The sequence below is a fragment of the Streptomyces sp. NPDC051320 genome (assembly GCF_040682175.1).
GTDB lineage: Bacteria > Actinomycetota > Actinomycetes > Streptomycetales > Streptomycetaceae > Streptomyces.
Window position 1 is genome coordinate 176,683 of record NZ_JBFBAL010000006.1, and the last position, 23,301, is coordinate 199,983.

The window sequence follows — 23,301 nt, forward strand, 5'->3', positions numbered from 1 at the left end:
CGGACCTCAGGCGGACGTGACTTCAGGGCTCTCCGAGACCGCCGGCCTCGCCGAGCTGTGCAGGGCCGAGGTGCCAGTGACCTGGGCGAGGTCGCGGCCGCGAGTCTCCCGCGCGGCGATCAGAGCGATCACGGTGATGACGGCGGCCAGGCCGACGTAGACGGAGATCGGCGTGGAATTCCCGTAGGACTGGAGCAGCGCCACCGCGATGAGGGGCGCCGGCGCCCCGGCCGCGACGGACGCGAACTGGGCGCCGATGGAGGCACCGGAGTACCGCATGCGGGTGGCGAAGAGTTCGGAGAAGAACGCCGCCTGCGGGGCGTACATGGCGCTGTGGAAGATCAGGCCGACGGTGATAGCCAGGACCAGGGCCGGAAACGACTTGGTGTCCAGCAGTCCGAAGAACGCCCATGACCAGGCTCCGACGCCCACCGCACCGACCAGATAGACCGGCTTGCGGCCGATCCGGTCCGAGAGTGCTCCGAACAGCGGAATCAGGCAGAACTGCACCGCGGAGCCGATGAGGACCGCGTTGAGCGCCGTCTGCTTCTCGATCCCGAGGTGTTCCACGCAGTAGGTGAGCACGAACGTCGTGATCACGTAGTACGAGATGTTCTCCGCCATCCGGGCGCCCATGGCGACCAGCACGTCCCGCCAGTGGTGGCGCAGCACGGCCAGTACCGGTGGCTGCTCAGCCGCTCCTTCCTCGGCCTTGCGCTTTTCGGCCTTGGCCAGCGCCGCCTTGAACACCGGGGACTCGTCGACCGACAGGCGGACCCACAGGCCGACGCCGACCAGGACGGCGGAGAGCAGGAACGGGATGCGCCAGCCCCAGGCCACGAATGCCTCGTCGCTCTGGAAGGTCGTCATCAGCGACAGGACACCTACGGCTATCAGATTGCCCGCGGGCGCGCCGCCCTGCGGCCAGGATGCCCAGAAGCCCCGACGCTTCGCGTCTCCGTGCTCGGAGACCAGCAGCACGGCACCGCCCCACTCCCCGCCGAGTGCGAAGCCCTGGATGAGGCGCAGCGCGGTGAGCAGGACCGGGGCGGCGACGCCGATCGTCCGGTAGCCGGGGACGCAGCCGATGAGCATGGTGGCACCGCCCATCATCAGCAGACTGATCACCAGGAGTTTCTTGCGGCCGATCCGGTCACCGAAGTGGCCGAAGACCATGGCTCCCAGTGGCCGGGCCGCGAAACCGATGGCGTAGGTGAGGAAGGAGAGCAGTGTGCCGGTGAGCGGGTCGGACTCGGGGAAGAAGACATGCCCGAAGACGAGTGCCGCGGCCGAGCCGTAGAGAAAGTAGTCGTACCACTCGACGGTCGTACCGACGAGGCTCGCCGCCACGACTCGGCGCAGTGCGGCCGGCTCAGTGGGTTTCCCGGGTTCGGTGGGTTCGTGGGGAGAGTGCACGGCGGCGCTGGCCATGAGGACACCATTCTGGAGGGGTGGGGACGTGGGTGGTTGTCGTCGTACGAGGTCGTGTCATGGGCCCGTCGGCGGACCCTGCCGTTCAGCCGGCCGTCCAGCCGCCGTCCAAGGGCAGTGAGGCACCGGTGAGGTAGCCGGTGTGCGGGGAGCACAGCCACAGGGCGGCCTGCGCGACCTCTGCCGGTTCGATCAGCCGCTTCAGCGCGCTGCGTTCGAGCATCACCTTCTCGATGACCTCATCCGGCGGGACGCCGTGGGCACGGGCCTGGGTGGCGATCTGCTGCTCGACCAGAGGGGTGCGCACATAGCCGGGGTTCACACAGTTGCTGGTCACCCCATGCGGGGCGCCTTCCAGCGCGGCGACCTTGCTGAGCCCCTCGAGGGCGTGTTTGGCGGCCACGTAGGCCGATTTGTAGGCGCTGGCGCGCAGTCCGTGGACCGACGAGATGTTGACGATCCGGCCCCATCGCTGTGCGTACATATGGGGCAGAGTCCGGCGGAGGATGCGGAACGGCGCCTCCACCATCACCCGCTGGATGAGGGCGAACCGCTCCGGTGGGAACTCGTGGATGGGCGCGATGTGCTGAAGCCCGGCGTTGTTGATCACGATGTCCGCGTCGACAGGCAGGGTGTCGACACGGTCGGGGTCGGCGAGGTCGACGACGTAGGCGCTGCCACCGATCTCTTCGGCGACGCTCTTGGCCGCCTCCCCGGTCCGGTCCACCACGTACACGGTGGCGCCGGCTGCCGCGAAAACGCGTGCACAGGACCGCCCGATGCCACTGGCCGCTCCGGTGACCAAGGCTGTCCTGCCTTCCAGGAAGCGGGCGCCGGCGACCGGGACGGTGGCATCGGGCTCGGTGACCCGGCCGGAACCGCTACCGGATTTCTGGGTACTTTCCATGGCCGACACGCTAGGAACGATGGGAGTCCGGGCACACGTGGCCGACTACCACAGTGACCGGGCTCGAGGTGGTGTTCGGCGCCATGTCGCCGGCGTATCCGAGGCGCTCGCCCGGCGATCACGCGGTGGTCCCGGCACCGGGTCTCACCTCTTTACGGCATGGGCCGGGCTCCCACCATGGCCGGGGCCGACACGGAGGCCGAAGGAGCCGTATCGGGCCGTCATATATGCGGTGCGCAGCGAACGGTCGTACGTTCCGGCGTCAGTGGCTTCCGTGGCCGGGGCCGGCGTACCGCAACGCCCCCTCCGGTGACGCGACGTCGCCTGCCGACGCTCCCCACCAACAGGAGTCCGCCATGCGCTCGTTCCGCCCGCGCGACGTCTTCCGACGCCTCACCCTCACCGCAGTCCTCAGTATGGTCGTCGCCGGTCTCGGCACCATGGCTGGTGCACCCCCGGCTGCCGCAGCCGCAGGTACCTTCCAGCAGGTCACCGGTTTCGGTTCGAATCCGGGGCACCTCACGATGTACACCTATACCCCGGCAGATCTGCCGGCCGACGCGCCCCTGGTCGTCGCCCTGCACGGCTGCACCCAGTCGGCGGAGGACTACTACACGCACTCGGGGTGGCAGAAGTACGCCGACCTGTGGGGCTTCGAAGTGGTCTTTCCGCAGACCGACTCGACCAACAACGCGCTGTCGTGCTTCAGCTGGTTCGACGCCACCAAGGACACCCGCGACAAGGGCGAAGCCGCTTCCGTCCGGCAGATGGTGAACGCGGCCGAAACCCAGCACGGCTCCGACAGCCACCGGATATTCGTCACCGGGCTGTCCGCCGGCGGAGGTATGACCGCCGATCTGCTCGCCGACTATCCGGACGTCTTCGCCGGCGGCGCGGTGGATTCGGGGCTGCCCGCGCAGTGCGCCACCACGTCGGCGGCGGCCTCCGGCTGTCAGTACAGCGACCAGAGACTGTCGCCCTCGCAATGGGGCGACAAGGTACGCGGTTCCCACCCCGGTTACACCGGTCCGTGGCCCCGCGTCGCCATCTGGCAGGGGTCGTCCGACACCACGGTGAACCCGGTGAACGCCGGCGAACTCCGCGATCAGTGGACGAATGTGTGGGGCATCGGCCAGACCGCGTCCAGCACCCGGAGTCTGCCCGGAGGGACCACCCTGAGCAGTTACGACGACGGGACGGGTCAACCTGCTGTCGAGCTCTACTCGATCTCCGGCATGGCCCACGGGCTCGCGGTGCAGCCCGGGTCGGGCACGGACCAGTGCGGCACGACCGGCTCGTACTACATCAACTCCATCTGCTCGACCTACTACACCGCCCTGTTCTGGGGACTCGACGGGTCAGCCGACGGCGGTGGTACGGGTTCGCTGCCCGCCCCCACCGGTGTGGAGGTCGGCGCAACCACCGATACGACGGTGTCCCTGGCCTGGGACGCGGTGGACGGCGCGGCAGCGTACACCGTCTACCGCGATGGCACGGCGGCCGGATCGGTCACCGGGACGTCGTTCACCGACACCGGGCTGAGCGGCGGAGCCAGTTACCGCTACACCGTCGCCGCAGTCGATGCCGGAGGCGCCGTCGGCGCGTCGTCGACCGCGGTCACGGCGACGACGACCGGTAGCAAGCCGCAGTGTTTCACGGACACCAACTACGACCACGTAGCGGCCGGCCGGGCCCACCAGAGCGGTGGCTACACCTACGCGAACGGATCCGATCAGAACATGGGGCTCTACAACGTCTTCGTCCGGCACACCCTCGCGCGGACTGCCCCGGGCTACTACGTGATCGCCGACTCCGGCTGCCCCTCCTGACCGCCCGTCGTCCCGGCTTCAGCAGCCCCGGTGGATGTAACCCTCCTGGCCGGCCGGGACGACAGCACGGTCTCGCAAGGTGATCGACAGCTGACCGCCCCAGGAGCGGCAGGCCGTGTCGAAGTCCTTCAGCCGGTACTCCACGTCGAAGACCCGGCCGTCGTACGCCCCGGCGAAGTCGGCGCACTCGTGATAGCTGCCGCATTCCTCCACGACGGCGAAATCGAACCCGGCTCGGGCATGTCTGCCGACGAGGTCAGCGGTGTTCTTCTGCGCGATCGCCAGACCTTTCCGGTGCGCCCGATGTGCCAGGAGTTCCGCGAAGGCCAGCGCGTCGTCCGACGTGAGAAGACCTCGTGACCGCTCGTAGGAATCCAGATTGTCGGGTTCCACGGCATCAAAACCCGCTGCGGCGCAGCCATCGATCCAGCCACCCACAATGTCTGCGAGGTCACTGCGCTTCGAACCGGTGGAGATGTCGAGCAGCGGTTCGTCCCAGTCCGTATCGGTGACCGGCTTTCCGGCGTCGTCGCGCAGCAGCAGCCGCGGATGGTTCCGCTTCCACCAGTCCACCGCTTCCCCGGGCTGAGACTGAAAGGCGTTCACGTAGCAGATGTTGTACAGGCCCGGCACCGGCGGCGCGCTGCGGTCGCGGGAGACGGCCCGGGTCCCGGCAGGAGGCGTATAGGCGCCGCCCAGTTGATAGTCGAAAGCGGCGTCGGCGTGGGGCCGGCGAACGACCTTCCCCGTCGCGGCCGTTGACCCCTGACCGGCATCTCCCGCACCGGAATCTCCGGAACCGATGGGACCTGCGGAGCACCCGGCGAGAGTGAGCACCAGAAGGACGCCGGCGGACCGACGGATCACGGAGAGCAAAGAGGGCAGCTTTCGTCGGTCCGGTCACCAGCCGTTACGCCGCGCGAGTGCTCCCTCGCGCCGTTCAGCGCGGCGTGTCCGGAGCGATCCAACGGAGCCGGTATGACTTTCAGGTAATCACATTAATAGAACCCGAGAAAAACGCCCGCGTGGAAGGGGCGTGAAGGGAGCGGTATGTCAGAAGCCAGCCGACGAAGCGTTCTGAGTGCGGGGCTCGGAGCCGTCGCCGCCATCGCCCTCGGGGGCTGCGACAGCAGCAAGACCGCGACCCTTCCGGAGAAGAACGGACGTGCGGAGTCCGGCGCCGCCGCCCCCACGAGTTCAGTACGGCTCATCGGTGACGGTTCGACCGCCGACACCGGAAAGCAGCCGCACCAGCCGGACCCTCCGGTCCCCCTCGAACCGGGGCAGACGCCACCGCAGTTCGTCATCTTCTCCTGGGACGGCGCGGGCGAAGTCGGAAACGGCCTCTTCCCGCGCTTTCTCGAACTGGCGAAACAGCACAACGCGGCCATGACGTTCTTCCTTTCCGGGCTCTATCTGGTGCCGGAATCGAAGAAGAACCTCTACCGCCCCCCCAACAACCCGGTCGGTGCTTCGGACATCGGGTACCTCACCGATGAGCACATCAAGCTCACCCTCAAGTACACCCGTCAGGCATGGCTGGAAGGCCACGAGATCGGAACCCACTACAACGGGCACTTCTGCTCCGGGAGCGGGTCGGTCGCGAACTGGACGCCCGCCCAGTGGTCGAGCGAAATCGAGCAGGCCAAGTCATTCGTCAACCACTGGCGTACCAACACCGGCTGGCACGATCTGGAACCGCTGCCCTTCGACTACGAGAAGGAACTCGTCGGCTCCCGTACCCCGTGTCTCCTCGGGCAGGACAACCTGCTCCCCACGGCCTCCCGGCTCGGGTGGCGTTACGACGCCAGTTCCCCCGGTGGCCGACAGACGTGGCCGGTCAAACGAGGCGGTCTGTGGGACCTGCCGCTGCAGGGAATTCCCTTTCCCGGCCATTCCTTCGAAGTCCTGTCCATGGACTACAACATCCTCGCCAATCAGTCCAAGAATTCGACGCGTGGTCCCGTCGCCAACTATCCCGGCTGGCGCAAACAAGCCACCGAATCCTACCTCGCCGGTTTCCAACGCGCGTACACGACCAATCGCGCCCCCCTCTTCATCGGGAACCACTTCGAGGAATGGAACGGCGGGATCTACATGGATGCGGTGGAGAACGTCCTGACCGGCATCTACGACAAGAGCGACGTAAAGCTCGTCTCCTTCAGGCAATTCGTCGACTGGCTCGACGTGCAGGATCCGCAGGTCCTCGCCAAACTCCGCACCCTCAACGTCGGCCAGGCCCCGGCCGGCGGCTGGAACAGCTTCCTCCGGACCTGAGAGATCAGCGCGGCGGTCCGGGATCGCGGGTGCGCCCGGCCGGGTCCGGGGCACCACCGATCAGCTCCTGGGCGCGGCGCCGGGGCCCGGCCCAGCGCCGGTCGTGCCGGAAGGCACGAAGAGCGGCCCGGGCACGGGTCCGGGGACGGCGCCTGTACCAGCGCTTCGACCACACGGATCCCGGCTTCGCCAGCCGGATCGCCCCGATCAGGGCGACGAAGGGAACCACCGCACCGATCAGCGCGGTCCGCGGTTTGCCCTTGGCCAGGGCGATGAGGGCGAAACAGAAGTTCACCAGGCCGTCGACGATGATCGCCGCGCGGTTCTGTTTCTCCTGCGGACTGACGTCGTTGACTCCGAACGGCAGGAATCCGCCGAGCACCAGCGCCACCAGCGCCGCGGTGAGCACCACGATCTCGATGCTCTTGCGGCCCTGCTCGCTCCAGTACACGTCGTCCAGGTGGAGCAGCAGGGCGAACTCGTCGAGGACCAGCCCCGCCCCCGTACCGAACAGCACGGCGCAGACCGAGGCTCCGACACCGAACATGCCGCTGGTCACCGCGCCGAAGCCGCCGACGACCACCAGCACCACGCCGGGAACCACGTGATGAACATGGAGCCCGCCGGGTGACACATTGCGGAACGGTCCATGGCCCGCCCTGATGAGACGAGCGATGGTGCGCACGATCAGAAAGGACAGAACGAACGAGACGAGGGCCAGCAGCAGCGGCAGTTTGCCCGGCTCAACGATGTTCCGGTGCAGCCAGTGACCCATACCGACCCTTCCGTTCCGCCCCGTAAAGGGGCAACTTATCCGGTCGGGGCGCCGGACGGCCCGCAAGGCATGAACGGCACGCCACCACATCAGCACGACGTCGGGCCCGCGCAGCGGTGCACTGCACGGGCCCGAACTGTTGCCGGCTACCGGCCGGCCGCTCCACTCACCAGATCGACGCGACCCACTCGGGGTGGTCTATGAACGGATTGCGGTTGTGCTGGTAGTCGGTGTAAATAACGTCGTTGCGGTGCTCCTCGAAGGCGTCCGGCGGGTCCTGCAGGCTCCACTGCTCGAGCACACTGAGGCGGCCGATCGCCGGGGCAGAACCGTTGTCGACCTTGTCGTTGGGTTCGAGGTCGGGGAAGCCGTCACCGCCGTCGTATCGCACGGCCATGTAGAGGATCATGCGGGCCACATCGCCCTTGACCGCGTCCCGCGGCTCGAACGAGTCGGCGTCCGTCTTGTTGCCCGGCGCGCCGGACACCTGGGAACCGCCGTTGTCGAAGTCCTTGTTGCCCCGGACTCCGTTCACCGCGACGTCCGCGGGCCGCAGGTGGTGCAGATCGGTGCCGGGACCGGTGGCCGTGCCGAAGTCGCCGTGCGACTTCGCCCAGACGTGCTCCCGGTTCCAGTCGCCCGTGCTGCCGCCGTTGCTGGTCTTCGGTACGGAACGGCCGGTGTACAGCTCGATCACGTCGGCCGGGTCGGCGGGATCCTGGTCGGTCTTCTGCAGGGCGGTCCAGACCTGGCTGTAGGACACCGTGGACTGGGCGCTGATGATCGTGTGCAGGGCGGACTTGAGCGCTGCGCCGGTCTTGCCCTCGGCATCCGCGTAGTAGGTGTCATCCAGGGTGCGCGCGGTCGGCCGTGACAGCGCGGCGCTCACCGCATGCGCCGCGAAGGTGGGGGGCGCCGCGCTCAGAACCGCCGCGGCCGCGACCGCGGCGGCGGCTATCCATCTGGTGGCCGGAATACGGGACATGTGGGGTGTGTCCTCTCCAACTGCCGTGCTGGAGCACGGCATTGACGGTTGATGGTCTCGAGGGACAATCCCACACCGCCCGTGCCGGGAGGTGAAGACCGCGGAACGGTCGGATGGCGATCTCCCCCTGCGCTCACACTCCGCGGTACGCACGGGAGCCCCCACGGGCTCAGCCGGTGGGCTGGGGAGCCGCGTTCATCAGGTCGAGCGCACTCTGCTGCCGCGCGGCGTCCGCCCTGTCCAGCGGCCCCTTCCAGCGCAGTCCGTACTGATCCAGGGCATTACGGTCCGAGGTGTGGGCGTGATCTGCCTGGCGCTCCAGATACGAGGTGTAGGGATGGTCGGCCAACAGGCTGTCGAGCTTGCCCAGGCCGCGGACATCCGCCCCTTTGAAGGAGGGCCCGTCGGCGCCGCAGTCCCCGCTCTCACAGGGGTCGGTCAGGGTTCCGTCCGCCGAGTTGAGCACCGGGGAGGTGGTGGCGGCATCCGCGATCTGCCGTGCGGCGGTCAGTACCGATGTGTCGTTCGTCGCCCGGTACAACTCACTGAGGCCTCCGACGAGTACGCCCTGGTTGTAGGACCACACGGTGCTTCCGTTGTTCTTGCAGGTCGACAGACTGATGCCGTCGTTGACCAGATGGCCCGGGTTCACCATCCCGGTCTGCTGGAACCAGGACCAGTCCGCGCGCGCCCGCTGCAGATACGTGGTGTCGCCGGGGATGCGGTTGTGCAGCGCCGCATTGAGCTGGATGTACAGGGAGTTGGGGATGGCGTTCTTGACCGTTCTCGCCGTGCTCCACCACACGCCACCACCGCAGGTGCTGTCCCAGTACGAGGCCATGTCGTCGGCGTCCGCGCGCGCTGTGCTGAGGTAGCGGCTGTCCCCGGTGAGGTCGTATGCCGCTACCCAGGCAAGTCCCCACCATCCGGTGTCGTCGATGTAGTCATTGCGGAACTGGCCTTGTTGAGCGGTGATGTCCAGGTCGTAGGTCCGGGCGATGGCGTACGTGTAACTGGGCATCCCGGTCACCCGGATGTTGTCGATCAGCGCGGTGAGCGCGTTCGCGGAGTTCCACCACCCGGTCGTGTCGAAGAGGCCGGTGCCGTAGTCGTAGAACTGCATCAGCGCGGTGGCCGCAGCGGTGCGGCGGTTTCCGGCGTTCCAGGTGGAGCGGGCCCAGGGCGTGCAGGCGATGTCGGAGCGGTCACCGGCCTTTCCGCAGGCGCGCAGCGCGCCGATGCCCCGGCCGTTCCAGTCGTCCACGTTCTGCATGAGGGTGCGCCAGCCACGTCGGCCCGGGGGCACCGAGGTGTCGCCGAGACGGCTGCCTGACGCCCACGTGCGGCCACCGTCGAAGGACCGGTCGATCCACACCTCGTCCCCCGGACCGCCGTTGTCGATCGATGCCCAGCCCATCGCGTCCTGGTCGTCGAAGTGCAGCGCCAGCGTTCGTGCGAAGAGCCCCGCGGCGACCGGCGTCCGGTCCTGCGCGGAGAGACCGGGATCGCGTCCGTCGCAGTAGGTGTTGCAGATCGCTGTGTTTGCTTCCGCGGCAGCCACCGGGGCGACCGGTTCCGCGTCCGCCGAGGCCGACAACGTTGTCCAGAGCGCACAGGCAAGGGCTGCGACCAGCAGCCGTCTCGCTTCCATATGGAACCTCCGAGAAGTTCACGACCGTGGGGGCGGGAGCAAGGGGCGGGGAGTGAGAGCGCTCTCCATAGTCCTCGACGCGGCAGGTACACGTCAATCAGCGGGCATGGAACGGTCGTGCGTGATGTCCGGCCCGCGGTGGCCCGACAATGGCCTCATGCAGATCCGTATCGAGGCGTCCGCCCTCCCGGGCCGCACCTGTGCCGCTACCGACTTCGCCGATGCCGACGACATCCACGTGGGCGTCCAGGCCAGGAACCGACCGGACGAGGTGATCGGCCTGCATCCCGGGGACAGTGCGTCCGCCGCCTGGACCCTGGACTGCACGGTCACCACTGACGCGGGGGACGTCGCCCTGACGGGGCCGTACGTCCAGAACCGTCTGGGTGGCCGGTTCGTCTATCTCTCCTGGGTCACTCTCGACGAGAGCGGACGCGCCGTCATGTTCCGCAGGGCCAAGCTGATGCTCGACGCCGTGCCGCCCGAGGTGCTCGACGCCGCCGTGTGGTCCGGCCGTCTCACCGGGAGGCTGCGACTCACCGATGCCGAGGGGCAGCCGGTGTGCGCCTCGGTCCGGCCGCCGCGGATCACCTGGTCGGCCGAGCCGCCCGAGTGACCGCGGCTGCCGTGCGGCAGTACCCGCCGCTCCCCCCGGTCGAGCGTCGGTCAGGAAGCCGTGCAGCTCAGCTCCGGGACGCCGCCGGCGCCCGGGGTCCCCTGGAACCCGAAGTCGGCATGGCCTCCCGCTGCGGCGGCTCCGTTGTGATCGACGTTCTTCGCCGTGACGGTTTTCCCGGTCCGGGTGTAGGTGGCGTTCCATATGCCGGTCACCTGCTGGTCGCCGGCCCAGCCCCACGTCACCCGCCACGACGAAATCGGAGCCGTGCCGTTATTGGTCACCGTCACGTCGGCAGTGAATCCGGCACCCCAGTCGCTGGTGACGGCATAGGCCGCGGTGCACACGGCATCGGCGCCGCCGCCGGAACCACTGGTCGTGACCGTGACGGTGGTCGAGGCCGCCGAGGTGTTACCCGCCGCGTCGCGTGCCCGGACGCTGTATGTGTACGGGGTTCCGGACGCCAGGCCGGAATCGGTGTAGCTGGCGCCGGCCGCGGTGCCGGCGTTGCTGGAGCCGCGGTAGATGTCGTAGCCGGTGACGCCGGTGTCGTCGGAGCCGGCCGTCCAGGACAGTGAGATCGAACTGCTGGTAATGCCGGTGACCTGCAGAGCGGTCGGCGCGCTCGGCGCCTGGACGTCACCGGCGCCTCCGCCGCCACCGAAGCCCGGCGCCTTGATGTCCGCCAGATAGCCGTCCTTGACCGTATCGACGGTCGACCAGTCGTCCTTGAGGATGCCTCCGGTGTCGCCCGAGTTCGGGTTCCACGACCAGAAGGTCCACGAGAAACTGTCGGCGCCGTACTCGGCGGTCGGGCGCAGGTAGTCGGCCAGGGCGGAAAGCCACTGCCGGTCCACGGCGGGCTGGAGCGTAGTGCCGAACTCGCCGATCCACACCGGTGCGATGTTCTGCTTGAAGACATAGCCCCAGTACTTGTCCCAGACACCGGGCATATTGGCGGGGAATGACGGGTCGGTGAACCACGGCTGCTGGGACACACTGGTCGCGTAGTCGTGCGCCGAGTAGACGACGCGGTGCGCCACGTCGAGTTCCACCGGATGCTGCGCCACGCCCTCGAGGTTGCCGCCCCACCAGCCGGAGTCACCTCCGAAGGTCTGCACGCCCTCGACGAAGATCAGCAGCTCCGGGTTGACCGACTGCACCGCGTTCCCCGCGCGTTCGGCCGCCAGCCGCCAGTCCTTGGTCACGTCACCGCAGCCCCAGCAGGCGGGATCGTGCGGCTCGTTGTGGAGGTCGATGCCGATCACCGCGTCGTTCCCGTCGTACCGGGCGGCCATCTCCTTCAGATCGGCGATCCAGGTCGACTCGGGCACCGACGTCGTGTACCAGAGTGCCGACTGCCCGCTCGCGTCCGGCCGGTGCCGGTCCAGGATGACCTTCATCCCGGTCCGGCCCGCGTAGTCGACGATCTTGTCCATCACCTGGAGCGAGTCCAGACCCTGCAGGTCACCGTTCATGCCGGCGGAGAAGTTGATGCTGGACGGCTCGGTGCCGCGAAAGATGTCGTCGCTGTAGGGCAGCCGGATGGTGTTGTAGTGCAGCGACTTCATCTGGTCGATCATGCTCTTGTAGTCACGGGACCAGAGACCGTGGGCCACGTGATCGGCTGTCTCGAATCCGAACCAGTTGATCCCGGCGATGCGCACCGGGGCGTCATGGGAGTCCAGGATCTGCCGGCCGCTGGTGTGCCAGTAGCCGTCGCCCGGAACTGCCGCACCGGCGGCCTGCGCCGCTTGGACACCCGCCAACGGCAGCAGCAGGGCGGCCGCCAGTACGACCGCCGTCCTGGCGGCTCTTCGGAAGCTACGGAGAGGGTGGGGCATGTCCATGGTTCCTCTCTCGGGAGTGGGGGCGGGCGATCGGAAGGTGGGAGCGCTCCCATCGCTTCGCGTTCGGCCATCAAAGCTCGAAGCCATGGACACGTCAATACCGCGAGCCGCGCCGAGGGAGCGACGGACCGGCCGGCGCCCGGTCGGTGGCGCCGGCTGAAGTCCTCCGCAGAGGTGCGGAATCCGACTGCGATCAGAACTTTCTGAGGAAGGTGTCCGCGATCACCTGATAGCCCGTGTCGTTGGCATGGATGTCGCCGCGCGCCATATTGGTCCACTGCAGTACGCGGGTGACGTTCAACGGCAGCTTCTGCCCGTTGAACGAGGTGAGCGGCAGGAAGGAATTGGTACGGAAGGCCGCGGCGACATCGGCGGTCGGCACTCCGTGCGCGGCGTCGGCCAGGCCGATGGTGGCGTTCAGCGCATCCCCCAGCGGCACCGAGAGCGCAGCGGCCGTCCGGCCCTGGGAGGCCGTCAGCCACGCTGCCAGATAGGGGTCGTAGAGGTTCATGCCGACGATCCGGGTGTGCGGGCCTGCGACGGCCTTCAGGCGGTCCAGGATCGTGTCGAGTCCCGTACGGACCGTGCCTATGCCGGTCACCGTGCACCTGATATCGATGGCTCCACCGGTCATACAGCTGTCGACGTCATTGGCGCCGATGTCCAGGGTCACGACGGTCCGGTCGTCGTGGTGGGCGCGCAGGAAGCCGACGGCGTGGGCCAGTTGCGGGTCGGTGTACGGGTGGGGATACGGGCAGCCACCGTTGATCATGGAGCCGGTCGTCTCACCGGGACAGCCGAGCCCGACGAAGTCGAACGGCCGGCCGGCGGTCGAGGCCCGGGCGGACATCGTCCGGGCGATGTCCTGTGCGTAACCGCGGCCGGTCACATGCCCCCCGCCGGGCAGCGTCTGATAGCCGGCGGCCAGCGAGTCGCCCAGCGCCAGGTAGTAACGCGGGGGTTGATGCGGCGACGCGGCGTCCGATGCCGAGGCCGATGTCTCGGTACCGAACAGCGCCACGGCGGCGAACAGCGCCGTCGTCAGGGCGATCCGGGCGGGTCTGAGCAGTGCTGCGCGCATGGAGCCTCCAGCGGTGTCGGGTGGAGAACCCCGTTGACGCTACTGCCTGGTAGCCACGGTGAGTAGATTGCGGACCGGACTACTCGGAGCGGTTCGCGTACCGCTGCTCCTCGCGATGAGTTTCCGGCGGCACGGGAGTCGGAACAGATGACAGACCGCGTTCCCGACAACAGCAGGAGAGAGTGCCATGCCCCGGATCACGCCCAACCTCTGGTTCGACACCGAGAGCGAGGAGGCCGCCAACTTCTATGTGTCGGTCTTTCCCAACTCGAAGATCAAGAACGTCACCTACTACGGAGAAGCCGGCCCCCGCCCGGCCGGCATGGTGCTGACCGTCGACTTCTCTCTCGACGGCCAGGACTACATCGCGATCAACGGAGGTCCGCAGTTCACCTTCGACGAGGCGATCTCACTGATGATCACCTGCGCCGACCAGGAGGAGGTGGACCGCTACTGGAGCAAGCTCTCCGAAGGCGGGGAGGAGGGCCCGTGCGGATGGCTGAAGGACAAGTACGGGTTGTCCTGGCAGGTCGTCCCGGAAGGGATGAACGACCTGCTGAGCGACCCGGACAATGCCCGCGGCCAGCGCGCGATGAAGGCGATGCTCGGAATGAAGAAGATCGACCTGGCGGCCCTTCAGGCGGCCGCCGACGCGGCCTGAGCATGATCGGCACTGCGGTCCCACTGACGCCCGCCCCGTCCGGCTGTACACGCGACGGGGCGGGCGGGGCCGACGGGGTCTCAGGTGGACGGCATCCGCCGGGTGGTGCGGTTGTGGCCACGGGCCAGCGCATATCCGGCCACACCCGCAAGCGCCCCCAGGGCTCCCCCGGCCACGGTCCAGATCCAACGGTCCGACCACCAGCCGGACGCCCAGCCGTCCGTCGGCTCCAAGGCGGCTGTCGCGGGCTGCCCGTCGGTGGAATCCGCGTCCTGTGCCGCATCGCCCATGGCCGCTCCGGGAGTCAGCGGCGCAGCCAGCCTGCCGTCGACATCGTGGGAACCACCGCTGTCCTCCGTGGTGGCCTCGACCTCGGCTTTTACCGGTAGCCCAAGGTCCTGCTGCGGCAGGTCCAGGACGGTCAGGCGGATGTAATAGCTGCCGGGCAACGGGTCGTTGGCCCACGGCTCCGCCCAGGAGCGGACCGTACGCAGATGGCAGGTCATCGTGACCGACGCAGCGTCCGGCGCGGCGACCCTGCTCTGATTGCCGTATCTGCAGGCCTGGCGACGGCGCAGGCCGTCGTAGACGTCGATCTGCCAGGTGGACGCGCCGTGCCGGGAGCCGGCGGAGGGCAGATTCACCGTGGTGCGGACCGTCGCGTTCTGGCCGGCGTCGGCAGGAAAGACCCAGTAGAGGTAGTCGCCGGTGGAGGCATTCGCCGTGGCGCGCTGCCCCGGTTCGAGGGCCGTCGCCGTACGGAAGTCGGTACCCGCGTCGGTCGGAGTACCGGCATCGCCTTCCGGGAAAGCGGACGGCGACGGCGTGTCGGCCGTCGCTGTCCCCATCGCGGCGAAGAGGGCCAGGCCGGTCAGCAAGGCGTGCGGCAGCAGGCGAGTGAAGCGCATCAGTTGGTCCTCCGGAGATTGCGGTGCCAGCGGGAGATCCAGCCCCACAGCAGGCCCGCGAGCAGGCCGGTGCCCGTCAGGACGCCGAGCAGCCACCAACCGCGGCCGAGCCCGAATGCGGCTACGTCGGAGGCGTCGTCGGGAGCGTCCACGAGTGCGACGGTGAGTTCCACCGGGAGCCCCGGAGTGGTCTTGACCGACGGAGGGGCGGAGAACGAGTTGCTGAGCTGGAGGCACACCGTTTCTGCTGTGCTCTGCGCGTCGTCCGCGTCACCCGGGTCACGCGGCGGTTTGGGGTAGCGCAGACCGGCCGAGATGGCGTCGGTACGGCCGGTGCCCGCCTCCTGGCCGCGGACGATTTCCCGCCCGTGCACGGTGACGGCCCGGAGCAGTACGCCGTAGTCCGGGTCGACCGCCCGGTCGGCGGCGACACTGGCCGAAACCCGCAGTTCCTGGCCGGGCATGACGTCCACCCGGTACCAGCGGTGCTCCGCGAACTTCTCCCGGTCGCTGTACAGTCCGGGCTTCAACCGCGGGGCCCGTGAGCAGCTCTGAGCGCCTTTCGTCGCCACCGGAGTGGCGACCCGGGCGGCCGCCCGGTCCACCAGTTGGGTGACGCGTCCGGAGAGTTCGTCGGTATGCCGCACCGAGGTGTACGTGCCACCGGTGGCATCAGCGATACAGGCGAGCTGCTCACGGGTCTTGGTGTCCGGCACGAGACCCAGGGTGTCGACCACCAGGTGAAGACCCTTGGCGGCTATCTCGCGGGCCACCTCGCAAGGGTCCAGCGGAGCGCAGGTGTCCTCGCCGTCGGAGATGAGCACGATACGGCGTGTCGCTTCGCCGCCGCTGAGGTCGCGAGCCGCCGCCTGCAGCGCGGGGCCGATCGGCGTCCAGCCGGTGGGTGCCAGCGTGGCCACAGCGGTCTTGGCGTCCGTCCGGTCGAGATTACCGACGGGGTACAGCTGCCTGGTGTCCTTGCACCCGGTCTTCCGGTCGTTACCCGGATAGTCGGCACCCAGCGTGCGTATGCCCAACCGCACCTGATCGGGGACCGCGTCGAGCACTTCGTTGAACGCCTGTTTCGCCGCGGTCATCCGCGAACCGCCGTCGATGTCCCGGGTTCGCATCGAACCGCTCACATCGAGCACCAGCTCCACCTCGGGCGACGGTTTCGCGGATGGTTCGTCGGCTGCCGCGCCGGCGGGAAAGGTTCCGACGGCCAGGGCCGCCAGGAGCAGAAACGCCCCGGCCGCCGGCCGTTTTCTCATGATCATCACCGGATCGTACGGACAACCCGGCCCAACTCCAAAACGACTGCGACGAAGGGGAGTTCAGGTCGGCACCGGCCGGGCTCAGCGGGGTCGGCGGGCGATCACGCCGAACATGGTCACCGACATGTGCAGCGCGCCGCGCCCGGCTGCCGCGGTGAGGTCCGCATACAGCCGGTCCCGCTGCCGCTCGGTGATCAGTTCCCGGCGCAGAGCCTGCTCACCGAGCATCCGGACGAGCGGCCAGTTGACCTTCCCGGGGTCCTGGATGAGTGCCTGGGAGCCGATGTCCTGGGTCTCGAGTCCGGCGGCAGCCAGTTGCCCCACCAGTTTTCGCCCGGCGTGCGGATTGGCTGCCGCCCAGAGCGCACCAGCCGTCAGGGCGCTCACCACGTCCGGCTCGCCGGGGTGGAGGATCGTGGTGGCCCAGTCACTGTCGAGCAGCGCGACCCGCCCGCCCGGCCGCAGCACCCGGGCGATCTCCGCCGCCGCTCGGTCCGGCTCGCTGAGATGCTGGAACACCCGCTCGCACCAGACCACATCGGCGTCCGCGTCATCGACCGGAAGCGCGACCGCGTCGCCGTCGACAAAGCGGGCCGTGCTGCCCGCAGCCGCCGCCCGCTGCATGGCGAGCGCCCGCAGCGCGGGGTTGGGTTCCACACCGACCGCGTCGCCGCTCGATGTCACGGCGGCGGCGAGCACCCGGGTCTCCGAACCGGTTCCGGCCCCGATGTCCAGCGCACGTTCCCCTGGCCGGGCATCGATCCCGCGATGCGCCCAGTCCCGCAGCCGCCGCACGCCTGCGGCGGACGCCTGGGCGTCCAGCGCGCCGACCAGCCGGTCGGCGTGCGAAGCGTTCATGTTGTCCGCGTGGAAGGGCGAGGTCGGCCCGGAATCCCCCATGCCGACCACTGTAGGGCCGATCGGGCCAGGGGGGTGGTGACCGGGAGTGCGTGGCGGCCGGGTGACCGGATAGCTGCAGTGGGCACACAAGCGCCCCGAATCGTCGCCCTGCGTCGAAAATCCGTTGCCGGACCGGCCGCGGGCCGCGACGATCCTCTCCGTGACCACAAGCAGCGGCACGCATCAGCCTGACGGCGACCACGGGCTCCCGGCCAGCGGTCGCCCGGTCGCCCTGGTGACCGGCGTGGGCCGCACCGTCGGCATCGGCGCAGGCATCGTTCGCCGACTGGCCGGATCGGGCTGGGACATCGCCTTCACCTACTGGAATCCCTACGACCGGCGGATGGACTGGGGCGTCGAATGCGGAGCCACCGATGCCATGACCGATGCGCTGGCCGAGCAGGGGGCCACCGGCGCGGCGATCGAGGCGGATCTCGCCGACACCGACGCCCCGGCTCGGATCTTCAATGACTCGAACGCCGGCTGGCCGGTGTCACCGCCCTGGTGATGTGCCACTGCGAGTCGGTCGACTCCGGGCTGCTCGACACCACGGTGGAGAGTTTCGACCGGCATTTCGCGGTCAACGCACGCGCCACCTGGCTGCTGATCCGTGAATACGGACGACGCTTCAACGGCGCCCATGGAAGCGGCCGGATCATCGCTCTCACCAGCGACCACACCGTGGGCAACCTTCCATACGGCGCCAGCAAGGGCGCCCTGGACCGGATCACCTTGGCCGCCGCCCGCGAACTCGCTCACCTCGGCGTCACGGCCAACGTCATCAATCCCGGCCCGGTGGACACCGGGTGGCTGTCCGAACAAGGGCGGTCGCTCTGCGTGGCTCAGACCGTTCCAATTAAGTGACCGGGAGTGAGTCTTGTACCCATACGTGGTCACTGCGGATATCCCGAACGGTTTTGGATATCCGACTGGTTGCCCGCGTTCCGGTGTTTCCCGCTCGGGCACGTGCATCGTGTGCACGCTCCGTGACGGGTGGGCGGGTTCCCTCACGCCCTCGGGTCTCCGGCCCGGCCTGGACGGTCCGATGCCCCGCACGATCACTCCGGTCGTGCGGGGGCGGTGCCGTCCTCCCCCAGTGCCTTAACGGCCTGGGAGGTACCCCCATCCGGATCGGATGCCCGAGCGCGCGTCGCCCGATCGCAATGCCGGCAGCATCGTGTCGGGACATGGTGCGATGTGGGGTGGCCAGTGGCGTGCGCCAGTGCTGGCTGCCCCACATCGAGGTGTAGGCCGGGTCGACGGCCACGATCGACACGTCCATCTCGGCGGCCATGGAGACCAGCCGGGCTTTGAGCCTGCCGGTCGGGATACCGGTGATCAGCTGCCTAAACCGCTTCTTGCGGCCGTGCTTCTCACGGGTCTTCTCCGCGGTGAAGTCCAGATCCTCGATCGCGATAGCCGCCACGCCGCATTCTTTCGCCCAGCGCAGGAGACGGGTGATGGCGTGCCGGATCTGCGCATCCCGGGGCGGGGCGGTGCCGGTCAGGTCGTAGAAGAACAGCTGGGGGTGGCCGACCGGGTTGCCGTGCCGGTCGAGGCGGTAAGCGGCGAAATGGTCGGCGTTGGTATCGACACCGACCATGCCGTGGGCGCGGGCGGCATCGAGCGGGACCGTCTGGACGACGGGACGCTGCCACGACGCGGTCACATACCAGCGCCCGCGTTCCACGTCCCGGTGGATGCGGTAGGCGACAGCCCGGTTGACCGCGATACGGTCGGCCCACTCGGCGCCCCGATGCGCGCAGGCAATCTTGCATGCCGGACGTACCGGCCGCGTGGGGCGTTCGCACGGTGCGCCAGTACGGCGGGCAGCTTGATGCTGATCTCACCGTCCGGGGTGACACGGATCGTCTCGTTGCCGAAACGCTTGCCCGACTCCCCGTCCGCCTGGAGGAACCACCGCTCGGCTTCCCACCGTCGCCGCCACTGGTCTTCGGTGAGCTGTGCCGCTGGAAGGTGGTGGCGGGTGTTGAGCAGGCGCCGCCCGCCCCGCACCACATGCACAATTCCCTTCGCCCAGTCGGCGCGGTCAACATCAAGACGGTGCTGAAGGGTGTGCAGGCGACGCGACTTCTGGAACCACTACGACTTCGACCGGTAACCGCCCGGAGCACGCTTCGTACCGCGCTCACCGACCGGCAGGGACAGTCGGTGCATCAGCGTGCGCACACCGGCCTCGAGGGACTGGATATGGGCGAGCTGGCAGCGGCGGGACAGAGCCCACTGATCATGGGTGGCCTTCGTGATGCTGCCCGCCCACCGCGACGACGACACTGCGGTCAGGCCCTGCTTACGAACCGCCCACCGGTTCGCGTCATGACCGGTGCCGTCCGCGCACCGCACCGCCAGATCACCCGACGCCAGACGCCCCAGGTGCGCGCCGACCAGCCGCAACACCTCCTCATCCACCGGTGTGAGGCCCTTGAGCCGATCACGTACCGCAACCCCCGACGGCCTGGCGGCAACGAACGGCGCATCGATCACCCGCAGGTGCCGTTCCGTATCCCGCCCCACCGCTCGCCTCCCTCCCGATCACCACCCGGGACCAACACGCCGAACCTACCGGCCCCCACTGACACTGACCCGGCGCTCCCGCCTACAGCACTCCCCCACCACGACCAAGGAAGCACTCCTACGCCCTCACACACACTCCTGAACACCCAACCGGCAACAGTTCCCAACCCCACTCGGACGTCTGGGCACGCCGCAGGACACCGGCCACCTGGTGGACTTTCTGTGCTCGCCACAAGGGCAGTGGGTCAACGGACAGCTGCTCATGAGCAACGGCGGTTTCGCCTAGCCGATCCCGCCGCCGCGCATCTTGACCTACCGCTGAACGGCGGCGAGTTCGCGAACCGTGCCCATGTCGCTGAACGGGATGAGACGTTCACCGACGATCTGGTATGGCTCGCTTCCCTTCCCCGCGACCAGAACGATATCGCCGGGCCCCGCGTCGGACAGCGCGAAGGCAATCGCCCGGCGCCGGTCGGCGAGCCGCTCGAACCGGGCGCCGACGGCCACGAGCCCCGGCGTGATCTGGTCCATGATCGCCTCGGGGTCCTCGTTCCGAGGATTGTCCGAGGTGAGCACGGAGAGGTCGGAGTGGGACCCGGCGATCTCGCCCATCCGGACTCGCTTGGTGACGTCGCGGTCCCCTCCGCAGCCGAAGACGGTAATGACCCGCCCTTCGGTAAAGTCCCGGATGGCGGAGAGTACTTTCTCCAGCGAATCGGGCGAGTGCGCATAGTCCACGATTACCGCGGCGCCCCCGGGCGTCACGAAGCGTTCGAGGCGCCCGGGGACAGGAGGCATCCGGTCCAGTGCGGCGACGAGGCCTGTCAGGCCGTGACCGAGCGTGTGGCAGGCCGCCACCGTGGCGAGCGCATTGGAAACCGAGAATCGGCCGGGCACGGGGAGAGCAGCGGGATACTTGCGTCCGGCATGGTGAAGGGTGAATCGAGTTCCGAAAGCGTCCATGTCCAGGTCAGTGGCCCGGTAGTCGGCGTCCGTATCCAGCGCGTACGTACTGACAGCCCCAGGCATCATCGCCGAAATGCCGGCTCCGACAGGATCGTCCGCATTGACCACGGCATGCCGGCACAACCCCTGGAACAGCCGTAGTTTGGCATCACGGTAATGCTCCATGGTGCCGTGGTCATGCAGATGATCCTGGGTGAGATTGGTGAAGACGCCTACGTCGATGAATGCGTGATCCACCCGGTGCTGCAGCAGCCCCATCGAGGTGGCTTCGAGGACCACGGTGCTCACCTCCTGGTCGCGCATGTGCCCCAGCAGGTATTGGAAGTCCGGTGACTCCGGCGTCGTCAGTACCGAACGCGGCATGGGGATCAGCTCATCGCCGATGCGGCTGCCCGCCGTCCCGATGACTCCGGCCCGGACACCTTCGGCCAGCCTCAGCACGGACTCCACCATGTAGGAGACCGATGTCTTGCCGTTGGTTCCGTTGACAGCCACCATGTCCATCTCCCGGCCGGGCTCACCGTAGTAGCGAGAGGCGACCACAGCGGCCGCTGTCCTGGCGTCCGCCACCCGTACGACGCACACGTCGCCGGCCGAGACCCGCACCGAGGTGAGGATGTCGGGTGCCGCCCTGTCGACGAGTACGGCCACCGCTCCGCGTGCCAATGCGGAGCTGACAGCTTCGGGGCCTCCCTCCCGGTGGCCGGGTACCGAGATGAAGAGCGAACCCGGCGAGACACGGTGGACGTCGAAGCAGGCCCCCGTGGTGATCCTCGTTCCCGGGTCACCGATCAGCACCTCGTGGTCGTATCCGGCCAGCAACTCGCTCAACTTCATAGGGGTCCTCTCGGGGATGCGGCGGCTCGGCCCTGCGGCGACGCCGGAAGCGGAGCCGCCGGCAGGCGGAATGGCTGCGCAGGTGTGCGGGTGCTGCGGAACGGCAGCGAAGGGGGGAGCCTGAGTGGCGGCAGAGAATCCGGTCGGTGGTCGGCGGAGATCCGGCTAGCCGTGACCGTGCAGCGCGCCGCAGTGCGCCCATGGCGCAGCATGGCGGGACATGGGAGGGGCCTGTCGCAGGCGCGCCCTCATCACATCCGTATCGCTCATAGGCGCAGTGTACGTCCGGAGAACAGGCCCTGATTCCGCCCCGTCCGCGATCACGGCCGGCTCGGCCGCCGCACTCAGCAGGCGAACTCGCGACCGGCCCGGGAAGATGGTCTGTGGCATGCAGCGGTTAGTGGGCAGGCGGGTGGAGACGACCGTGCAGACCCGAGAAGGGACTAACACCGTGGGACGACCCAGGATCCTCGTAGTGGGCGCCGGCTTCGCCGGAGTGGAGTGCGTACGCCGCCTCGAGCGGAAGCTTTCCGTGGGAGAGGCGGAGATCTCGCTGGTCTCGCCGTTCTCCTTCCAGCTCTACCTGCCGTTGCTGCCCCAGGTCGCGTCCGGTGTGCTCACTCCGCAGTCGGTCGCGGTATCGCTGCGCCGGAGCCAGAAGCACCGCACCAGGATCATCCCCGGCGGCGCGATCGGAGTGGATACGAAGGCGAAGGTCTGCGTCGTCCGGAAGATCACCGGTGAGATCGTCAATGAGCGGTACGACTACATCGTGCTGTCGCCCGGCAGCGTCACCCGGACCTTCGACATTCCCGGCCTCGTCGACCACGCGATCGGGGTGAAGACGCTTGCCGAGGCCGCGTACATCCGCGACCACGTGATCGAGCAACTGGACCTCGCCGACGCGAGCCAGGACCCGAACGAGCGGATTTCCCGGCTGCAGTTCGTCGTGGTCGGCGGCGGATACGCGGGCACCGAGACCGCCGCCTGTCTGCAACGACTGACGTGCAATGCGGTGAAGCACTACCCGCACATCGATCCGAAGCTGATCAAGTGGCACCTGATCGACATCGCCCCGAAGCTGATGCCCGAACTGGGGGACAAACTCGGGACGAGCGCACTGAACATCCTGCGGGCGCGCGGCATCGAGGTGTCGCTCGGAGTGTCGATCGCCGAGGCGGGGCCCGACAAGGTGACGTTCACCGACGGCCGGGTGCTGCCGTGCCGCACGCTGATCTGGACGGCGGGCGTGGCCGCGAGCCCGCTGATCGCCACGCTCAACGCCGAGACGGTGCGCGGCCGCCTCGCCGTCACACCCGAGATGACGCTGCCCGGCAGCGACGGTGTCTTCGCGCTCGGTGACGCCGCAGCGGTCCCCGACCTCGCCAAGGGGGACGGCGCCGTGTGCCCGCCGACCGCGCAGCACTCGATGCGTCAGGGTCGGAAGATCGCCGACAACATCATTGCCTCGCTGCGCCACCGGCCGCTGCAGCCGTATGTGCACAGGGACCTGGGCCTGGTGGTGGATCTCGGTGGCAGGGACGCCGTTTCGAAGCCGCTCGGCATCGAACTGCGCGGGGCCTCCGCGCAGGCCGTGGCGCGTGGCTACCACTTGGGGGCGTTGCGGACGAACGTCGCGAAGACCCGGGTGATGACCAACTGGATGATCAATGCCATCGCCGGCGACGATTTCGTACGCACCGGGTTCCAGGCGCAGCGGCCCGCGACCCTGCGGGACTTCGAGTACACGGACGCCTATCTGACTCCCGAGCAGGTGCGCGAGCACACCGCTTCCACGGCAGCGGGAGACAACTGACG

The 23,301-nt window shown here is 68.4% G+C and carries 17 protein-coding genes and 3 pseudogenes; 7 read left to right on the forward strand and 13 right to left on the reverse strand.

Annotation, left to right across the window (positions count from 1 at the left end; genetic code table 11):
- Positions 1–6: 6 nt before the first annotated feature.
- Both AB0M87_RS15580 and AB0M87_RS15585 read right to left on the reverse strand, forming a co-directional pair.
- Positions 7–1,431, reverse strand: coding sequence for an MFS transporter (locus AB0M87_RS15580; protein ID WP_365852976.1), 1,425 nt, complete (start codon positions 1,429–1,431; stop codon positions 7–9).
- A gap of 85 nt (positions 1,432–1,516) precedes the next feature.
- Positions 1,517–2,338: a 3-hydroxybutyrate dehydrogenase gene (locus AB0M87_RS15585; protein WP_365852978.1), complete on the reverse strand. Its 822-nt coding sequence runs from the start codon at positions 2,336–2,338 to the stop codon at positions 1,517–1,519.
- 416 nt (positions 2,339–2,754) lie between these two features.
- Between AB0M87_RS15585 and AB0M87_RS15590 the strand changes: the two genes are divergently transcribed.
- Positions 2,755–4,167, forward strand: coding sequence for a PHB depolymerase family esterase (locus AB0M87_RS15590; protein WP_365853425.1), 1,413 nt, complete (start codon positions 2,755–2,757; stop codon positions 4,165–4,167).
- An 18-nt stretch (positions 4,168–4,185) separates the two neighbouring features.
- Here the strand turns inward: AB0M87_RS15590 and AB0M87_RS15595 are convergent, their stop codons facing one another.
- Complete coding sequence (locus AB0M87_RS15595) at positions 4,186–5,043, reverse strand: endo alpha-1,4 polygalactosaminidase (RefSeq protein WP_365852980.1); 858 nt, start codon at positions 5,041–5,043, stop codon at positions 4,186–4,188.
- A gap of 174 nt (positions 5,044–5,217) precedes the next feature.
- On the opposite strand from AB0M87_RS15595, the gene AB0M87_RS15600 reads away from it, so the two are divergent.
- Positions 5,218–6,444, forward strand: coding sequence for a hypothetical protein (locus tag AB0M87_RS15600; RefSeq protein WP_365852982.1), 1,227 nt, complete (start codon positions 5,218–5,220; stop codon positions 6,442–6,444).
- Between the two features lie 4 nt (positions 6,445–6,448).
- Here the strand turns inward: AB0M87_RS15600 and AB0M87_RS15605 are convergent, their stop codons facing one another.
- The 3 genes from AB0M87_RS15605 to AB0M87_RS15615 form a co-directional block, all read right to left on the reverse strand.
- Positions 6,449–7,219, reverse strand: coding sequence for a hypothetical protein (locus AB0M87_RS15605; protein WP_365852984.1), 771 nt, complete (start codon positions 7,217–7,219; stop codon positions 6,449–6,451).
- A 166-nt stretch (positions 7,220–7,385) separates the two neighbouring features.
- Entirely contained in the window at positions 7,386–8,204 is an 819-nt protein-coding gene (locus tag AB0M87_RS15610) for an endonuclease (RefSeq protein WP_365852986.1), read from the reverse strand.
- A gap of 169 nt (positions 8,205–8,373) precedes the next feature.
- Positions 8,374–9,855, reverse strand: coding sequence for a glycoside hydrolase family 76 protein (locus AB0M87_RS15615; RefSeq protein WP_365852988.1), 1,482 nt, complete (start codon positions 9,853–9,855; stop codon positions 8,374–8,376).
- A 157-nt stretch (positions 9,856–10,012) separates the two neighbouring features.
- On the opposite strand from AB0M87_RS15615, the gene AB0M87_RS15620 reads away from it, so the two are divergent.
- Entirely contained in the window at positions 10,013–10,471 is a 459-nt protein-coding gene (locus tag AB0M87_RS15620; RefSeq protein WP_365852990.1) for a DUF5990 family protein, read from the forward strand.
- A 50-nt stretch (positions 10,472–10,521) separates the two neighbouring features.
- Here AB0M87_RS15620 and AB0M87_RS15625 read toward each other — a convergent pair whose 3' ends face one another.
- Both AB0M87_RS15625 and AB0M87_RS15630 read right to left on the reverse strand, forming a co-directional pair.
- Positions 10,522–12,315 (reverse strand): cellulase family glycosylhydrolase, encoded by a 1,794-nt coding sequence (locus AB0M87_RS15625; protein ID WP_365852991.1) that lies wholly within the window; start codon positions 12,313–12,315, stop codon positions 10,522–10,524.
- Between the two features lie 199 nt (positions 12,316–12,514).
- Positions 12,515–13,402: an SGNH/GDSL hydrolase family protein gene (locus AB0M87_RS15630; protein ID WP_365852993.1), complete on the reverse strand. Its 888-nt coding sequence runs from the start codon at positions 13,400–13,402 to the stop codon at positions 12,515–12,517.
- A 187-nt stretch (positions 13,403–13,589) separates the two neighbouring features.
- On the opposite strand from AB0M87_RS15630, the gene AB0M87_RS15635 reads away from it, so the two are divergent.
- Positions 13,590–14,063 carry a VOC family protein gene (locus tag AB0M87_RS15635; RefSeq protein WP_365852995.1) on the forward strand — a complete coding sequence of 158 codons (474 nt, stop codon included), beginning with the start codon at positions 13,590–13,592 and terminating at the stop codon, positions 14,061–14,063.
- 80 nt (positions 14,064–14,143) lie between these two features.
- Here AB0M87_RS15635 and AB0M87_RS15640 read toward each other — a convergent pair whose 3' ends face one another.
- From AB0M87_RS15640 to AB0M87_RS15650, 3 genes are all read right to left on the reverse strand, one after another.
- On the reverse strand, positions 14,144–14,971 hold the full coding sequence (locus AB0M87_RS15640; protein WP_365852997.1) for a hypothetical protein: 828 nt from the start codon (positions 14,969–14,971) through the stop codon (positions 14,144–14,146).
- The gene (locus tag AB0M87_RS15645) at positions 14,971–16,248 is read right to left on the reverse strand and encodes a VWA domain-containing protein (RefSeq protein WP_365852999.1); all 1,278 of its coding nucleotides are present in this window, start codon (positions 16,246–16,248) and stop codon (positions 14,971–14,973) included. The genes AB0M87_RS15640 and AB0M87_RS15645 overlap by 1 nt, the downstream gene beginning before the upstream one ends.
- Before the next feature lie 78 nt (positions 16,249–16,326).
- The gene (locus AB0M87_RS15650) at positions 16,327–17,145 is read right to left on the reverse strand and encodes a methyltransferase domain-containing protein (protein WP_365853001.1); all 819 of its coding nucleotides are present in this window, start codon (positions 17,143–17,145) and stop codon (positions 16,327–16,329) included.
- 160 nt (positions 17,146–17,305) lie between these two features.
- On the opposite strand from AB0M87_RS15650, the pseudogene AB0M87_RS15655 reads away from it, so the two are divergent.
- A pseudogene (locus AB0M87_RS15655) lies at positions 17,306–17,967 on the forward strand (SDR family oxidoreductase); the annotation flags it as partial.
- Positions 17,968–18,001: 34 nt separating this feature from the next.
- On the opposite strand, the pseudogene AB0M87_RS15660 reads toward AB0M87_RS15655, so the two are convergent.
- Positions 18,002–19,680 (reverse strand): annotated as a pseudogene (locus AB0M87_RS15660) (IS200/IS605 family accessory protein TnpB-related protein).
- A gap of 166 nt (positions 19,681–19,846) precedes the next feature.
- Here AB0M87_RS15660 and AB0M87_RS15665 point away from each other — a divergent pair.
- Positions 19,847–19,966: pseudogene (locus AB0M87_RS15665) on the forward strand (SDR family oxidoreductase); the annotation flags it as partial.
- 26 nt (positions 19,967–19,992) lie between these two features.
- Here the strand turns inward: AB0M87_RS15665 and AB0M87_RS15670 are convergent.
- Positions 19,993–21,483: a UDP-N-acetylmuramoyl-L-alanyl-D-glutamate--2,6-diaminopimelate ligase gene (locus AB0M87_RS15670; RefSeq protein ID WP_365853003.1), complete on the reverse strand. Its 1,491-nt coding sequence runs from the start codon at positions 21,481–21,483 to the stop codon at positions 19,993–19,995.
- Between the two features lie 451 nt (positions 21,484–21,934).
- Between AB0M87_RS15670 and AB0M87_RS15675 the strand changes: the two genes are divergently transcribed.
- Positions 21,935–23,299, forward strand: a complete 1,365-nt coding sequence (locus AB0M87_RS15675; protein WP_365853005.1) for an NAD(P)/FAD-dependent oxidoreductase — start codon at positions 21,935–21,937, stop codon at positions 23,297–23,299.
- Positions 23,300–23,301: the final 2 nt, after the last annotated feature.

Bases quoted from the DNA above. Each gene is read 5' to 3' on its own strand.
- AB0M87_RS15600 (WP_365852982.1), top strand. From the start codon at position 5,218: ATGTCAGAAGCCAGCCGACGAAGCGTTCTGAGTGCGGGGCTCGGAGCC.
- AB0M87_RS15635 (WP_365852995.1), top strand. From the start codon at position 13,590: ATGCCCCGGATCACGCCCAACCTCTGGTTCGACACCGAGAGCGAGGAG.
- AB0M87_RS15630 (WP_365852993.1), bottom strand. From the start codon at position 13,402: ATGCGCGCAGCACTGCTCAGACCCGCCCGGATCGCCCTGACGACGGCG.
- AB0M87_RS15580 (WP_365852976.1), bottom strand. From the start codon at position 1,431: ATGGCCAGCGCCGCCGTGCACTCTCCCCACGAACCCACCGAACCCGGG.
- AB0M87_RS15625 (WP_365852991.1), bottom strand. From the start codon at position 12,315: ATGCCCCACCCTCTCCGTAGCTTCCGAAGAGCCGCCAGGACGGCGGTC.
- AB0M87_RS15640 (WP_365852997.1), bottom strand. From the start codon at position 14,971: ATGCGCTTCACTCGCCTGCTGCCGCACGCCTTGCTGACCGGCCTGGCC.
- AB0M87_RS15620 (WP_365852990.1), top strand. From the start codon at position 10,013: ATGCAGATCCGTATCGAGGCGTCCGCCCTCCCGGGCCGCACCTGTGCC.
- AB0M87_RS15670 (WP_365853003.1), bottom strand. From the start codon at position 21,483: ATGAAGTTGAGCGAGTTGCTGGCCGGATACGACCACGAGGTGCTGATC.
- AB0M87_RS15610 (WP_365852986.1), bottom strand. From the start codon at position 8,204: ATGTCCCGTATTCCGGCCACCAGATGGATAGCCGCCGCCGCGGTCGCG.
- AB0M87_RS15590 (WP_365853425.1), top strand. From the start codon at position 2,755: ATGGTCGTCGCCGGTCTCGGCACCATGGCTGGTGCACCCCCGGCTGCC.
- AB0M87_RS15650 (WP_365853001.1), bottom strand. From the start codon at position 17,145: ATGGGGGATTCCGGGCCGACCTCGCCCTTCCACGCGGACAACATGAAC.
- AB0M87_RS15615 (WP_365852988.1), bottom strand. From the start codon at position 9,855: ATGGAAGCGAGACGGCTGCTGGTCGCAGCCCTTGCCTGTGCGCTCTGG.
- AB0M87_RS15645 (WP_365852999.1), bottom strand. From the start codon at position 16,248: ATGATCATGAGAAAACGGCCGGCGGCCGGGGCGTTTCTGCTCCTGGCG.
- AB0M87_RS15605 (WP_365852984.1), bottom strand. From the start codon at position 7,219: ATGGGTCACTGGCTGCACCGGAACATCGTTGAGCCGGGCAAACTGCCG.
- AB0M87_RS15585 (WP_365852978.1), bottom strand. From the start codon at position 2,338: ATGGAAAGTACCCAGAAATCCGGTAGCGGTTCCGGCCGGGTCACCGAG.